Source organism: Flavobacteriales bacterium, from assembly GCA_016700415.1.
Classification (GTDB): Bacteria; Bacteroidota; Bacteroidia; order Flavobacteriales_F; family PHOS-HE28; genus PHOS-HE28.
On record CP065018.1, the window covers coordinates 3,835,296 to 3,851,287 of the forward strand.

Annotated in this window: 9 protein-coding genes and 1 pseudogene; 2 read left to right on the forward strand and 8 right to left on the reverse strand. The window is 57.5% G+C overall.

Annotated elements, in window-relative coordinates:
• Positions 1-30: 30 nt before the first annotated feature.
• Entirely contained in the window at positions 31-2,460 is a 2,430-nt protein-coding gene (locus IPP95_16045) for a CotH kinase family protein (protein QQS72646.1), read from the forward strand.
• A gap of 368 nt (positions 2,461-2,828) precedes the next feature.
• Here IPP95_16045 and IPP95_16050 read toward each other — a convergent pair whose 3' ends face one another.
• A complete protein-coding gene (locus IPP95_16050) occupies positions 2,829-4,079 on the reverse strand; it encodes a Fic family protein (GenBank protein ID QQS72647.1) in 1,251 nt (416 codons plus the stop codon).
• Positions 4,080-4,243: 164 nt separating this feature from the next.
• Between IPP95_16050 and IPP95_16055 the strand changes: the two genes are divergently transcribed.
• Positions 4,244-4,477: a hypothetical protein gene (locus IPP95_16055; protein QQS72648.1), complete on the forward strand. Its 234-nt coding sequence runs from the start codon at positions 4,244-4,246 to the stop codon at positions 4,475-4,477.
• Between the two features lie 102 nt (positions 4,478-4,579).
• Here the strand turns inward: IPP95_16055 and IPP95_16060 are convergent.
• The 7 genes and pseudogenes from IPP95_16060 to IPP95_16090 all read right to left on the reverse strand — a co-directional run bounded on the left by IPP95_16060 (position 4,580) and on the right by IPP95_16090 (position 15,922).
• Positions 4,580-6,659: pseudogene (locus IPP95_16060) on the reverse strand (DEAD/DEAH box helicase).
• A 77-nt stretch (positions 6,660-6,736) separates the two neighbouring features.
• Positions 6,737-8,083 carry a hypothetical protein gene (locus tag IPP95_16065; protein QQS72649.1) on the reverse strand — a complete coding sequence of 449 codons (1,347 nt, stop codon included), beginning with the start codon at positions 8,081-8,083 and terminating at the stop codon, positions 6,737-6,739.
• A gap of 3 nt (positions 8,084-8,086) precedes the next feature.
• Complete coding sequence (locus tag IPP95_16070; GenBank protein ID QQS72650.1) at positions 8,087-10,882, reverse strand: site-specific DNA-methyltransferase; 2,796 nt, start codon at positions 10,880-10,882, stop codon at positions 8,087-8,089.
• 27 nt (positions 10,883-10,909) lie between these two features.
• Positions 10,910-11,344, reverse strand: coding sequence for a GxxExxY protein (locus IPP95_16075; protein ID QQS72651.1), 435 nt, complete (start codon positions 11,342-11,344; stop codon positions 10,910-10,912).
• An 89-nt stretch (positions 11,345-11,433) separates the two neighbouring features.
• Positions 11,434-14,523: a DEAD/DEAH box helicase family protein gene (locus tag IPP95_16080; GenBank protein QQS72652.1), complete on the reverse strand. Its 3,090-nt coding sequence runs from the start codon at positions 14,521-14,523 to the stop codon at positions 11,434-11,436.
• 315 nt (positions 14,524-14,838) lie between these two features.
• On the reverse strand, positions 14,839-15,402 hold the full coding sequence (locus IPP95_16085; protein QQS72653.1) for a hemerythrin domain-containing protein: 564 nt from the start codon (positions 15,400-15,402) through the stop codon (positions 14,839-14,841).
• A 43-nt stretch (positions 15,403-15,445) separates the two neighbouring features.
• Positions 15,446-15,922 (reverse strand): FAD binding domain-containing protein, encoded by a 477-nt coding sequence (locus IPP95_16090; GenBank protein ID QQS72654.1) that lies wholly within the window; start codon positions 15,920-15,922, stop codon positions 15,446-15,448.
• Between the last annotated feature and the right edge of the window lie 70 nt (positions 15,923-15,992).

Sequence of the window (15,992 nt, forward strand, 5' to 3'; positions counted from 1 at the left end):
GTTTTCGGGTATTTTCGTGTCTTATTGGAGATGGGCACGCCTGAACGTTTACGGATCGCAGTCAGCTGCATGCTGATCGGGCCGGCGTACTTGTGCGCCACGGACCTGAGCGCGCAGTTGGTGATCAACGAGGTCTGCTCCGCCAACAACGTTGTGCTGGAGGCCCCGGAGGGCGATCACCCGGATTGGGTGGAGCTGCACAACACGGGATCGTCGCCGATCCAACTGCACGATCACTATTTCTCGGACAAACCCTCCGAGCCCGCCCTATGGCGTTTGCCGGTGATGGTGCTGGACCCGGATGCGTACATCGTGCTCTTCTCGGGGAACAGCGCGGGGCGCTTCCCCTTCGGCATCGATCGGCAAGGCGAGCGGATCGTGCTCTCCGATCTCGCGCTTCAGCCGGAGCAGATCATGGACGTGCCGGAACTGGGCTTGGATCATTCCTTTGGCGGTGATGCGGGCGGCGCGGGCGCGTACTTCTTCGCGGTGCCCACGCCGGGAGCGGCGAACACCACCACGGTGTATCCGGGCTATGCGCCGAAGCCCGTCCTCGATCGCGCGCCCGGCTACTACGCGGGCAGTGTGACCGTTTCCGCGAGCGCGTCCTCCGGGGCCGTCCACTGGACTTTTACCGGACGCGAGCCGGACCCCGGTTCGGCGGTCGCTTCAAGCCCGGTCGAGCTCACGGCCCCAACGGTCGTGCTTGCGCGCACCTATCGGGATCAATGGCTGCCTTCCGATGTGGTGACCGCGACCTACCTCACCGGTGTGCATCATGAACTGCCGGTGGTCTCGCTGTCCGTGGATCCCGACAGCATGTTCCACGAGGACCTGGGGTTGTACATGCCGGGGCCGAACGCCGATCCGGAGTATCCGCACTACGGTGCGAACTTCTGGAGCGAACGATCATTGCCCGTGCGTTTCGAGTTCTTCGAGGCGGACGGCGTGCGCGGCTTCGTGCAACAGGTGGATGTGAAGATGCACGGCGGTCGCCGGTCGCGGAACAACCCGCAACGCCCGCTACAGCTCACCGCCAAGGGGAAGTACGGCAAGGAACTGATGCACTATCCCTTCTTCCCCGAGCGACCGGAGGTGGCCGACTACAACACGTTGGTCCTGCGCAACGCGGGCGGTGATTTCTGCATCGCCAACTTCCGCGACGGCCTCTTTCACGAGATCAGCCTGCACAACGACCTGGACATCGATGAGCTCGCCTTCCGGCCCGCCGCCCTGTACATCAACGGCGAATACTGGGGCATGGTGGAGATCCGCGAACGCATCGACGAGCACCACTTGGAAAACAATTACGGTGCGGACCCGGACTCGGTCCTGATCATGGAGGAGGAGAACTGGAGCGTGCAAGGCGATACGATCCACTTCTGGGACCTGATGCAGTTCATCTACACGCAAGACCTGAACGATCCCTCGAAGTGGGCCCACGTGGACAGCTTGCTGGACCTGCACAGTTGCAAGGACTACTTCGCGCTGGAGATGCAGGCCGGCAACGTGGATTGGCCGAGCAACAACCTGAAGTACTGGAAGCCCTCCATCGGCCAAGGGAAGTGGCGCTATTTGATGTACGACCTGGATGCGACCATGCAACTCTACGGTTGGATCGAAGAGGACCTGGACATGTTCTACTGGGTCTTTGTCCACAGCCAAGGATTCGTACACACGGAGCTTTTCCGCGGGTTGATGACCAACGACGAGTTCCGGCGAACCTTCCTGAACCGCTTGGCCGACCTGATGAACACCGTCATGAAACCGGAGAACTTCCAAGCGGAGATCGATCGGATCACGGACACCTTCAGCAGTGAGATCGAGCGCCACTATGCGCGCTGGGACTGCTGGTACCAGATGTACGTGGACCACGCCTTCGGGATCATCCCGCATTTCGCGCAAGCCCGGGATGCCTACGTGCGGCAGAGCGTGCTGGACTACTATGCCTTCCCGAACGCACCCTTGCTGGACTTCGAGGTCTTCCCGCCCGCCGCCGGGTCCGTCCTGATCAACACCATCACACCGGAACTGCCTTTTTCCGGCTACTACTTCAACGGCAACGCCATCGACCTTACCGTGCAGCCGACCGATGGCCTCATCTTCGATCACTGGGGCTATAGCGCGGGAACGGAGACCTCCTCCGCCATGCATTGGAAACATTCCTTCGCCAGTGACGGCAAGGTGACCGCCTACTTCCGCTCGGCCTCCGGCGAAATGGCCGTGTACCCGAACCCCGCAACAAATGTCCTGACCATCGGGCTGGATGCACATGCGGCAGGGCAGGCCGATGTGCGCATCACGGATATGCGCGGCCGGGAACTGGCGCGGTACACGCCGGCTGTTTCCAATGGCGTCAACGGGCTAACGATCGACATCGGGGCGCTCAGTGCCGGGGTGTATGTGATCACCTCGGAGGTGAACGGCGATCGGCGCATCGCGCGGTTCGTGAAGCAGTAGGGTGGGCGTGTTGAAGGTTCAAGTCTTCAGCTCCCCGCAGTCCCTGTGGTATCTCGTCACTGCGGGCCTCGACCAGCAGTCCCGGCTCCCCAGCAACCCACGCCACCCGCCACCACCCGCATCATCCCCGTAGACATACCGAACACCCAGTACGCCCTCCGACCCCGATGCCCCGATATGCATCGGGGTCGGGGCATCGGGGTCGGGGCGGGGGCGGTGCATTGAGCAGGGTAGGCAACTGACCGCCAGAGGCGGGACGACGGTGTGGCACTCGGGACCCCGGATGAGGCTCCAGGGCCGAGCGCCGGGATGGTGACCGTGCAGTTGCTGCACGAGTTCGGCTTCGAGGACGGCTTCGGGTCGGGTGCTCATAACGTTGTACGGATCTCGACCTCTTTATTTCCGGGGTAAAGGCCGGGAAAGATCCACGGTGAAGAACGCAACGAATAGCTCGCGTGGAACAGTAGTGGCAGGCCCTCTTTCTTTTCCTCGTTCAGCAGGCCCATGCCCACCAGTTGATCAGTGATCTTCTTCAACGTCTTGTGCGATGTGCCGGTAAGGCGCTCCGCATCTTGTCGTGTGATGGTGCCACGCAGAAAGACCGCTTCCAAGAGGTAGCGGGCGCTGGTATGCATGCGCTTTGCTGTCGCCATGTGGTCCACATAGGCATGCATGCGGTCGAGCACGCCGTCCAGTTGAAAGGAGCCGTGCATGAAGTTGATCTGGTCGATCGCGGTCTTCAGGAAGTAGTGGCAGAATTCCACCAAGGACTTGTTGCTCAAGTTCCCTCGCCCATCATGGTCTCCCATGCGGCCGGCATCCGCAGCGGCCAGCTTTTCCCGGTAAGTGTCCCGGCTGCGGGCCAGGCCGCGGGAGATGGACCACAGCCCTGCGGCATCCAGATGTTCATGCAGAAAACAGGCATCGGAGAATAGGCGTACTACGCGGCCATTCCCATCGGGGAAAGGGTGGATCCACACCAGCCTGTGATGCGCGGCGGCCAAGGCGATGATCCGCCGCAGGTCCGAACGGTTGGCGGGAGCATCGGGATCGTAAAACGCGGCGAACCGGTCCATGTATGCGGGTACGGCCTCGTGGGCGGGCGCAACGTGGCGGCCCACTTCAACCTCCGTATCCCGGAACGCGCCGGGGACCAAGGTGAACGGCGTACCGTTCATGCTCTTCACCCACTTGAACGTCGCGGGCAGGTGGTCATAGAACGCTTTGTGCAGCTCCTTCAAGAATACCGTGCTGGCCGGGCTGGCAGGCGCGTTACCCGCATGCCAGCGGGTGTGGAGTTCGCGGTGAACAGCGATATGCGCTAAGGCCTCTTGCTGCCGATCGCGCTTTTCCTTGTCCGTGGAATACTCACTACGCAAGGCCTTGTCGATGTCGAGCGGGTGCGTGTCGTGCCCTTCGATCAGGTTGCTGTAATAGCTGTTCATGGGGCGCACAAGTTCGGCCACGGCAGCGCGGGTAACGGGGTGCATGGCCTCGGAGAGCTTCGCCGAAGTACGCACCAGCTCCGTGGCCAAGTGTTCCAACTCCCCGCTGGGGTCGCTTGGGAACAGGGGCTCCATGGCAATGGGGTCACGGTATAGCGCAAGTGGGCTGGCCATGTGGCAAATATAGGCTCTTGCTCTGTGTACTCCCAAGGTGGTTCCCAAGGTTATGGGGTGGTGACAGGTTTTATATCAAATTGATAAACAGAGTATTAAATGTAAAATATCAGTGCTCGACATCAACATTAGGAGTTCGTACTTCCCAAGGTTGTTCCCGAGCCTTGTCCCCTATCCCGTCATCCCGGAACGCGGGCAGTGCAGCGGTGGACGCCACCACCCGCGTGATCGCCGTGGACATACCGAAAAACCAGAACGCGAACGCACCGCCGTGGTATGACTACCGCACCAGCGTGGACCGGATCGAAGCCGCCACCGGGCTGGACTTTCTGGATGCCCTGCCTGCGGACCTACAGGAGCAGCTGGAGGGTGGGGTGGATACGGGGGCGGTGCATTGAGGGGGGGGTAGGCCTCTGACCGCCGGAGGCGAATGAAGTGCTGGCACTCGGGACCCTTCGAGTGCCTCAGGGCCCGAGCGCCAGGGTGCAGAGGGACACCTGTCAATACCCAAGATCATCCAAGAACTCCGACCCCGGTTCCACACAGGACACCAACAGCTGCTCCCGCGCTCTAGTGCATGCCACATAGAGCAGATGACGTTCCGTATCGTACACCTCCTTCAGGTCCGATTCATCGCCGACCTCATTGATGCGACTTTGCAAGGGGATCACCTCGTCGTCGCAGGCCATGACCGCGACCGCGCGAAACTCCAAGCCCTTGGCCATGTGCATGGTGCAGATGGATACTTCTCCTTCAGCAGGTTCGACACGGTCTTGTAGTATGCGGAATGGAATGGAAGTCTGTGCGACAGCCGCTTTCGCCCGGTCGAGCTGTTCCTCTGAGCGAACGAACACGCCGATCTCTTGCGGAGGAACACCTTGTTTCTGTTGGGCAAGGATCCATGTGGCCACACCCTTTGCCTCTTCATCCTCGCTTTGATAGGCTTGGATGTTCGGCTGGGGTCCGTTGAACACGGATACGGTACCGCTGCGATCTTCGGTAATGCCATCGGCATCGCTGACCTCCATCGCGAGCAGCTTATCCGCTTGGCTGCGGATCTGGTGAGATGTCCTGTAGTTGACCTTCAGCGTTCTGGACCGGCCGCGAATGTCCACGCCTTGCTGCAACCAGGAGAAGGCTTGTTGGAAGATCCGCTGCCCGATGTCCCCGGCGAAGAACAAGGCATCCGGACGTTCCTTGCCCAGTGCGGCGAAGAACTTGAGCTGTGCGACCGAAAGGTCCTGTGCCTCATCCACGATCGCGAAATCGAAGGGCGATGGTTTGTCTTGCGAGAGGTCTTCGGCCAGTTGGGTGAACAACTGCGCTGTTGTGATCTGCCCTTTAGCGGTTAGTGCGGCTCGAACTTTTTCGAAGATGGACCAGAGCTTCACGCGTTGCTGTTCCGGCAGTCTCGTCTTGCGGCCTAAGCGCGATACGTCACGGTAGTCCTCCCATGTTGTGAGTTGCCAAGCGTCCACCACTTGTTCCCATTCCGCGACAAGGAATGACTGGCTGAATTTGTGATCCGGGATCGAACCGGCTGTTGCTCGGATCAGGTCCGAGATCTCCTGCGCAGAAGCGATCAAGGGTGCGTCGATGCGTGCTTTGTAAAGCCGAAGGCCCAAGCTCAACAAGGAGTGTACTTCGATCTGGTCGCCAAGTTGCGGCTCACTTCGGAGCAAGCGCTTCAAGCGCGTATCCAAGTTGTTTGCCAGCACATCCGAGAACGTGGCCAGCAATACGCGTGCATCCTCATGCAGCCGCGCTACATGCACGGCCCTGTGCAGTGCCACGATCGTCTTGCCCGTGCCCGCAGACCCGGTAACGCGTGCCGGACCATTGTATTCGCGATCCACCAAGTGCTGTTGGTCCGGATGGAGAAAGACCATCCACTTGTCCCAAGGGTAGGCGAACGCACGCTCCAGTTCCTCCACATTCGCCAGCGTGCGGAAGCGGCGCTGTGCATCGGGATGTTCGAAGGGGTCGACGTTCACAGGCACAGGTGCCGGGATCACAGGCTTGCCTCCTGTGGCAATTTCCAACAGTGCTTCAGCTGCTTCCGCCGGCAAGTGGTCCGACAGGGCAAGCAAGGTGTCCTCATTCGCAGCCTTCACATCCGGCAGCCATTCAGGAGGAACACCATAGTCCAGCAGTTCATCGTCTTTCAGGTGCTCGAAGAGCAACGGCAATTGGACCGCTGGGCGCTTCACCACTTCGTCAACGTATTGTGGAACGATGATCTCCTTCACCGTCTCGCGGATCTCCACCAACTGCGCAGCACCGGTCTTGGGGTGCGTTTCCAGTTTGCGCCGCTCGGCCCAATCGTAGGCCTTGTCGTGGTGGTCCACATAGCAGAGCAACATGCTGCTTTGCGTCTTGTGGATGATCAAGCGGATATCCGAGCTCACACGCACGGACCAGAAATTCTTGTCCTTGGCCCGGTCCAGCTTGTGGAGCTGCATGCCCGGATGGGCCGGGTTCATTTGCAGGTCGAAGGCAGTGGTCTTCACGGCCTTTTTGCTCATCTCCGGTTAGGCGAGCAAGGCTATCGGTAAAGGTGTCGGCAATTCGGAACTCCATTCTTGTCTAACTAGCTGTGATTGGATTAGGAATAGACCTGCCACCCCGCACGTGCCTTGATATTCCTGTTTGCTGATTTATGAGGTTATGTCTGACGCGTCATACACGTCGCCCCCCATTTCAAGGTCATCTTCAATAGTTCGTTGATGCCTTGGCTCGGCATTCTGTAATGCAAGTACCAGCGCCTTATTCCCGGCAAGGATTTCATTGACCAGTATTAGTAGGTTCTCTGTTGAGGGTGGATACGTGCCTATATAACCAGACTGCAGTAACTCCTGAAATGTGTGCGGTCGTAGATAGTTGCCATTGAGCGATTCATAGCTCAAACGAACACCTCCATTAGGACCAGTCATGGCCGACGATCCAGCCATCTGCTGATAGTGATCCAGTGGAGTTATGATGGCACTATTCTTCACCAATGCGTCACGTTTGACGAATTTCAAATACATCGCCGAAGGGTTGAGTCGGTATGTCTTCGTGTCCTGTGGCCCTGATGCGTTGAACTTGTTCATGCGCTCAATTTCCGCAGCGAACTGAGAATCCGGTCTATAGATCCAATCCCATCGCTCACCGTTTTCCACCGGCGTTAACATCTTGTATTGGAGCAGAACCATGCTGGCGCGGGCATGATTGACATAGATCAAGTCCACACCGAGGCACGTTTCCAATGGTCCTCTATTGGCTGTAATGACCTCCAGCTGCTCACCCTTCCGCTCAAATTGGGCCACTCCTGTGATAGCAGAATTTATCAGTTCCCAACCAGGCATGGTCCGGGCTTCGTGTTCGATCACACGGTCCTCGATCATCGATACGCGACCGAGAGCTGTAGTGTCGTTTCCGTAAAGTTCTAATGAGGTAGCTTCTGGGTCAGGTCCTAATCCGAATGCAGCCAGTGCTGTTTGAAGCGCATTCGCCTGTAACGCGGCATTGCTGTCATACTTCTTCGGTGTTCTGATCTGCTCGGCCACTAAACGAAGCGCTTCGTGGTTACCGCTCTGGGCAGAAAGAACGCTCACCACGTAGCTGCTGAGCTTCTTTGAGAGGTAATCGATACCATTACCGGGGCTTAACCTGGAGATTGGCCTTTTGAACCTCGGTTCCAGAAGCAAAGCCTTGAGTTCATGCTCGGTCCTAACGGTCAGGTTTGTTGCGCGTATCACCTTCACGCGGGAGAACAACGTAGTCACTGCACTGCACGAAGAGACTAATCCAAAGCGCAACTCAGGCTTTTTATCATCCTCCCCTATCAAGAGACAAGGTGCCCTTCGCTTCACTTTATCAACCGCATCATGCGGGAGTACAAATGTGAATTCCTTAGCTCCCTTTCTGGAACCTTTATATGCTCGCCATTCATCTTCAGGGAAACGGAAAATGACGATCGGAAATCGTTCACAATAGGCCAAGAGATCGGATAGCCATTGCATCCCTCACACTTTAAACACCTTCATCACCTCATCCCCCAAGTGGTTGATCACCTTCACGGCGATGCGGCCTCTGGCTGGTTTGTCGAAGGGCCGTGAGGTATCGCTGTGGAGCGACTCCCAGGCCTCGCGGTCAATCTCCGCTTTGAGCGTTGTCTTGAGTGACTTGTATGGGTCGTTCGCGCCGAGGAAATATGCGTGGCGGACGAAGAAGCTTTCGTTGTCGTAGTCCGTGTCAATGAACCAGCAGGCGATGCCGTCCGCGCCGGAGCTTTCCACTTTGCCTGTGCTGGGGTGGAACACGTCCACGCCTTTTACATGCACTTGGTACTTGCCGTCCTTCTGCAGGATGTCGATGTCCGGCTCGCCGAAGACCACGAAGAGGTTGCCCTTTCCGGTGCTCTTCAGGTCTGCCGCCATGTGGAGGTCGGCGTTCATGCGCGCCTTGAGCACGGGGACCTTACCGAGCTTTTCAAATTCGGTGGTGTGGGCCTCGTAATTGAATGCGCAAGCGATAAGCATGTCGAAGCCTGCATCGGCGGCTTCCCGGGCGGCTTCCACCAGATCGGCACGTTGCACCGTGCCGAACTCCGGACCGATGAAGATGGCCGCGCGGCGCTCCTTGCTTCCTTCCATATAGAAGCCTTCGGCACAGACCAGTTCGCCGGGCCACGGCTTCAATGAGGTAAAGGTGATCCTGTCCTCCTTGTGTGCTTGTTGCACGCCAGCTAAGCGCAGGTTCTCCAAGATCATCTGCCCGAAGTCCTGGCTCTTCCCATAGCCCAACTGGGCATCGGCGAGGCTGTCGATCAATTCATCATCGGCGCCCACGGCCAGCATGCGGTGCGGGCTCATGCTCTCCACGGTGAAGGGTCCGGCTACGCGCACGGTCTTCTTATCCTCGTAGGGCTTGTCGAAGAGGTATTCATATTCAGCCTTAGCGGCGATGCTGGCATCCATCTCCTGCTGCCGTGCGATGCGTGCCTTCCACCATTCGGTATGCAGCTTCTTGGTTGCTGCATCTAATTTCTCCTCAGCCTCACGCGGGATCTCCCATTCCTCCCACTTCTTCTTCAGCGCTGCGTTAATCTTGGTCCGTAGCGGCTCCAATGCCACCTGCCACTTCTCCCAGATCACATCGATCTCGGCGTTGTTAGCGATGGACTTCAACGTGATATGCGGCACCCGCTCATAAACGAAGCCGTGTCGGATGTTTCCGCGCGCAGGTTGTGTGCTCGGTGCTGTTTGACCAACCTCGGCTTCCTTCAACTGGCCTTCCCGTGAATCAGCCAGCAGGTAAAAAGGGTATCTGGCGCCCATAATCCTGGCACGAGCAAGAGCCAATGCGACGCGTGAGGTATCAATCGTGATCCAGCGGCGGCCCCATTGCTCTGCGACCGTAGAAGTGGTGCCTGAACCGCATGTCGGGTCAAGCACCAGATCACCTGGGTCGGTTGCCATAAGTATACAAGCTTGTACAACCCTCAAATTTGTTTGAACCACATACACTTTGTGCTGGGCACCAGCAAGTCCTTCGGTCCAGATGTTTTGTGTATTCACAGATGGAGAGTCATCAAAGCCCTCAACGTAATAGGGGCGTTTGATTCCGGGCTTGACACGACCAGCGAAGTACAGTCTCTGAAGGCCAAGTGGATGATGGGTGCGCCAATGGCGACCGAGGCCGGGTAGGAAATCGTTCCCAAAGGCATTCCATGGCTTGTTCTCCGATTCACCGCCACCATCTTGGGTTAGCGTGATGTCATCCCGGAATGGACGCCATCCATCAGGAATCAGTTCGGGTGCATCCCTCCATTCCTTAGGAATGGATTCTATTTCACCATCCTTATTCCAGGCCTTTGTGTACTTTGAATAGTCAACGTCCAAGAGCTTCGCTGCTTTCCATGCCTTCCTGAATTTCAGGTCTGGCTTTCGCTTCGCGTACAGCAGCAAGTAGTCAGCGATGTTCGAGGTGTAATCGCTTTCTTGATAGTGCGTTTTCTTAAAGGTGATTAGTCCAATAAAGTTGTCCTCACCAAACACCTCATCCATGACCGCTCGAACTCGATGGACGTTCTCATCGCCGATTTGTACAAAAATGGAACCTGAATCAGCCAGTAGATCGCGAGCTACGGTAAGTCGGTCGCGCAAGTAGGTAAGAAAACTGTGAATGCCATCGCGCCATGTATCGCGAAAGGCCTTGACCATTTCGGGCTCTCTCGTGATGTGCTCCTTCTTCTCCTTCACATCGCGCGTAGTGGTGCTCCACTGGAAGTTACTGTTGAACTTGATCCCATACGGCGGATCGAGATAGATGCACTGCACCTTACCGCGCAGCCCTTCACGCTCTGCCAAGCTGGCCATCACGTGCAGGCTATCGCCAAGGATCATCCGGTTGGTCCAGTTCTGGTCGTGCTGGTAGAACTCGGTCTTGTCGGCTTCCTTGGGCAGGCCATTGAAGTCGCTGAAAAGATCAGGTGCGCTCGGGTCGCTTTCCTCCTTGCGCGCTTTGGTCTCACGCAACAGATCGTTGATCAGCACCTTCGGATGCACCTTCTCTTGGATGTAGAGCGGTGGCGCTTGCACCACTAGATCGCTCCAGTCCTGTTCATCCTTTCCACGCCATACGAGCTGTGGGTCCAGATCCCGGTTGCGGCGCTCATAGGCCACCTGCACAGGGTTCTTGTCGGCATCCTTCAGCACGCTGTCGTACTCGGCCGTGGGGATGTTCTTCCGCTTGGCCTCTTTGTGCTGGAGGGTCTCCACGGCCTTGTCGGCTGTTGAGGTCGCTTTCTTCTTTGCCATGGTTTCTTTTGACAGGATGGACAGGAGCTACAGGATGGTGTTTGGCTGTACGATATCATCCTGACCGTCCTGTTCGTCTCTTTCCTGCTTCGCTCTATAGGTTCGATGCTTACGTTTTACCTGTAAGCGTTCGGCACCGAAGTTGAGCAGCAAGCCCACCTCGATACCCGTTGCCGTCAGGTAGTTCACCAGTTGCACTTCATGGGCCGTGTTCAGCGCTTGCACGGCCTTGTTCGCGATCAGAATGACTTCCTCCACCCACATATCCGCAATGAAATCCCCAACGACCAAATCATCATAGCGCACTTGGATCCTGCGCTCACATTCCACCGCGAGGCCAGCCTTCCGCAGCTCATGCGCTAACGCATTCTGGTACACGGATTCCAAGAACCCAGGACCCAATGCGGTCTGCACCACCATGGCACAACCAATAACGCGTTCCGTCAGCTCTTCATGCTCCATGCTCCCATTCTATATTCACCTTCATCCCATTTACTACAAGCTTGATCCTGTACATCCTGTTCATCCTGTCCGAAGCAAGCTTAATCCTGTCACTCCTGTTCATCCTGTCCAGCTCTATCCACCATCGACTTGAACTGCTCCTCCACCTTCGCCGCGAAGTCGGCCTCCATCTCAAAGATCTCCTTGAATTCCGCGAAGGCCCAACGGCCATAGGTGCCGTTGTTGTTCACCCCGGGGATCCAATAGGCGTTCATGGTCTTGGCCTTCTCCTTGGCATCCTCGCGCCGGTAGCCTTTCACTTCCACCACCAGATGCAGGAGGTCTTCCGGCCCACGACCATCATCCACGAGCACGATGTAATCCGGGATGTATTTCCGCGCTTCCCCTTGGAAGAGGTAGGGCACTTCCAATCCGAGGTTCTGGTTCTTCACATAGGCCACCACCTTCGGATGGTTCTCCGCGATGCGGCAGAACTCGCCTTCCCATCCGCTGTCCAGCACGGCCCAGTTCACATGGCAGCGGCGTGCATCGGTCTCCCACCGCAGGTCCTTCGAGGTGCGGAAATTGACATGCCGCGTACTGCCTGTGGGATTGTACGGATCCAAGACAGCCTTCACCGGGCGTTCGTCGGCGAATGCCAATGTGATCCCCGCAGTGATCTTGTCACAGGCCATATCAGCCAGGACCTTGTAGGCCAATTGTGCCGGATACGTACCGCCTTGGCACACGAGGTAATTATCCATCCATTGCTTCGCAATGCGCTTCAACTGCCCGAACAGGTGGTACTTCACCTCTTTGCCTGTATCGCGCCACTTGGTGAGCACCAAGTGAGAAGTCAGTTCGTAAAGCACTTGTGACGGGCGCACATCGCCAGTGTGCTTCAAATTCAGTTCCGTTAGAGCACCGATGATGCCAGAATTCGTGACTATCGCCGGGCCAACCAACTCTGGTGAAAGGGTGAGTATTGAGTCTTCATCGAACTCCGCGATCAACCGTTCCTCGGGCAGTTCCACGCGATACCCTTCCACGCGGGGGAACTGGATCTCCAGTGCATCACGGTCCGGCCGGACCGCTTGCACATGGATGGTCTCGCGCGGGGGCTTTGGCGTCGCGATGACGGGCTTCGCTGTAAAGTCGAACGGGATACCGAGAATGTCGGCATATTCCACATTGAACAAGCCCTCCTCGTTCAACTCATAGCTCTGTCTGCGGAGTGCCCTTCCTATCACCTGCTCACAGAGCAGCTGGGTGCCAAAGGCACGGACACCGAGCACGTGTGTAACTGTGTTCGCATCCCATCCCTCGGTTAGCATGGAAACAGAGACCACACAACGAATTTGTCCGCCCAATTTGTTTTCCCGCCCAACGGTGTTCATTACCTCGCGCAGAATTGCCTGATCGGTGAGGTTCTCAGCCGCACGATAATCATTCGTGCGCTCGATGATATCATACTTGAAGCGTGCGATCTCATCCGCGGCCATATTCCGGAAGTTGTCGTCCAATGCGTCCCCAGACTCCAACTGGACACTGTCGATGAGCAAGGTGTTCGGCCGTGGCATGGGGTTGCCATGCTCATCGAAGTTTCTGAACAGCTCCAACCTTCCGGGTACTGGTGTTCCACTGCCATCCTCATTCGTTCTGACAAAGCCGGAGATATAGTCGTACACAAGTTTAGAAATGGCGGTATTCTGGCACACCACGATAAAGCATGGTGGCACCCGGATACCTTCCTTCTTCCATAGGTCAAAGGTTTTCTCGTAGTGCCCATAGAGCGCGGCCAATGCGGTTTGCAGCAGGGGAGGCAAGCTAAGTGGGTCGAGTTCCTTTTCGCCTCGCTTCTTTTTCGGCAAGCCTCTCGGGCCCTTGCGGATGTTTTCCCAGAGGTTGCGGAACATGGGCATCTCTTGTCCCGGAATGTTGTCCGCAACCGGAACACGCGGCAACTTCACGATACCGCATTCGATAGCGTCCATCAGCGAGAAATCGCTCATGGTCCAGTGGAACAAGGTGCCTTCCCGATATCCCGATCCTCTTAGAAAGAACGGCGTAGCGGAAAGGTCAACAACCCGCGCAATGCCGAGCTTCCGCTCCACCATCTCCAAGCCGGAGATCCACATGCGTGCTGCTTCATTCTCCCTCTTCGCGTGTGCCTTGGCCTCCTTCAGGTCCGCACCGGTCAAGGGTTCTCCATTGTCATCGGTGAAGTCTGAATCATCGGCGGGTTTCTCCCTGTAGCAATGGTGCGCCTCGTCATTCAGGACCATGACGTTCTTCAGGCCCATCAGGTCCGGCATCACCCGTTGAAGCATCTGGCCTTCACTCTCCTTTGTGTTCAGATCGGGTCCTCGACCTTGCAACAAGGCGCGCCCACCTGAACTCAGTTCAAGGCGTTCCCGCAACTTGAAGGCGTGATAGTTCGTGATCACGATCTTGGCTTTGCCCAGGTCCTCCATCATGTCCGTGGGCACCAACTCCCGCTTGCCGTAATAGCTATCGGGGTCATTCGGCTGCAACACGCGCAGGCGGTCCTTGATCGTAAGCCCCGGTGCGACCACCAGAAAGCCGCGTGTGAAATGCTTGCTGTTCGGCCTGCGGACGGCATTGATCGTTTGCCATGCGATGATCATGGCCATCACCGTGGTCTTGCCTGCACCCGTGGCCAGCTTCAAGGCGATCCGCGCCAAGTCCGGATTGGCCTCCTTATTGGCAGCATCCAGCCATTCAAGGAAGCGCTTGCCCGCTTTGCTCTGTGGCGCTACCTCCGTAAGCCAGATCAAGGTCTCGATCGCTTCAACTTGACAGAAGAAAGGACGCACATCACTGAAGTTGTAATGCCGCCAATGCTGGAGCAGTCGAGCAGTCTCCGGAGTAACCTGCCAGGAGCCGTATGGCAATTGTCTCCAAGTTTCCACATGCCCGCGCAGCTCGTTGATGATGGAGGTCGGGTCGTACTGCTGCTCTTTGGTGGTGAGGTGCTTGCCCTCGTCAAAGAGCATCTCCTCCTGCTTGGCCTTGGCCCTTTGCTTCTTCGACTTCGGAATTGGCGTAATGAACTCCGCCTTCCGTCTGATATCGATGGTCTGCTGAGTTGGCTGTCCTGTTTTATCCAACTCCCAGTGTCGGCGAGGGCGCTCGTATGGGGAATTAAGGATAGGGTGGTCGAAGAAGGGATTGGACATCTAACTAGCCTTGGTGGACTTTTCGCGGCTCAAAGTACCCAATTCCACAAAGCATGAGAACGGACTAAGGCTAAAGCCGCCAAGGGGCCGAAGAAGCCTGAAGACGACGAAGGTCGAATGCACCTTGAACACCAAGAGGCCGAAAGCCTAATGCACCCAAGAAGCCGAATGCGCCTGAGACCTGAACGCACCAAGAAGCCAACAGGCCAAAAGCCTGAAGAAGCCAGAGCCCAATGCGCTTAAAAGCCTAAAAGCCCAAAGCCCACCCTTCGGCCCCGCTCAGGACAACCGGCCAACAGCCGCCCAGCCTACCCCTCACACCGCCAATTCCTTCCTCAGCCCCCTCACCATCTCCGCCAGCTCCTCCTTCCTTTCCGCCCCGGTCTCGCGGTCGTGGTCCTCGAACTGGAAGCCGATGCGGTCGAGCAGGTTGTCGTCCAGCAGGGTCATGGCCATGTGGAAGACCTCGTCGTTCTCCACGGCGATGTGATCCAGCAGGGCTTCGCTGTATTGTGCCAACCCGTCGCGCACTTCGGGCAGTCGGCCTGCGTCGAGGTCTTTTGTGATGGCGTCGAGCATCTCCCGGAAATCGGCGTGGTTCTCCAGCATCTCCTTCAGCACGCCGTCGCCGAGCAGCTCGTTGCTCTCCAGCATCAGGGGGAAGAGCACCTCCTCCTCCTTGTGGTGGTGGTATCCGTCGGCATAGGTGCGGAAGAAGTCCATCAGGTGCTTCACGGTGCTTGCGTAGCGGGCGTCGTCGGTGCCGATGAGGGCTGCAGCGTCCTTGGCCACTTCGGTGGCCTCGACGATCATTTCGTGTTCGTCATAGAGGGATCGGATCGTGTTGTGCATGGTCGTGCCGGTTTTGGTTTTGTTCAATGGGTGTCCAGTTCCTCGAAGCTGCGTTCCAAGAACACGGTGATCATTTCTTTCCTGTAAAGCCGTGGATACGGATCGTTGTCGATGATGCGCCTTCTTCACGGCCTTGGTGATGAGCGCGGCTTGGTCGTCGCTGCGTTGCGCGTCGACGATGATGGGCTTGGGGTCCACGGCGCCGAGCACGATCCGCACTTTCCCGGATCAATGCGGTGGGTGGCAGGTTGCGCGGGTCCACGCCGTCGCCGGTGTAGATGCTTTCCAACGGGATGGTCTGTATCCCTTCGGCAGTGACCACTTCCAGTTGGGCTTCCATGGCGATCAGCACGGGTGCGGTGTCGCTGGCGAGCTTGGAGAAGCAGGCCTTGCGTCCGCCCGTGGCGATGCAGACGTCGCCGTCGCACTTCAGGCAATTGCCCACGGCATCGCGCCACCATTCGCTCTGGTTGTAGAAGGAGCAGCGGTTCTCACAGAGCAGGCTGCCGCCCAAGGTGGCGCTGCGGCGGACGATCGGTGATGCCACGGCATGCGCGGCCTCGATCAGGAGGAAGCTTGCGCGATCACCGCATGCTCCTCCAATGCGGAGAGGCGCA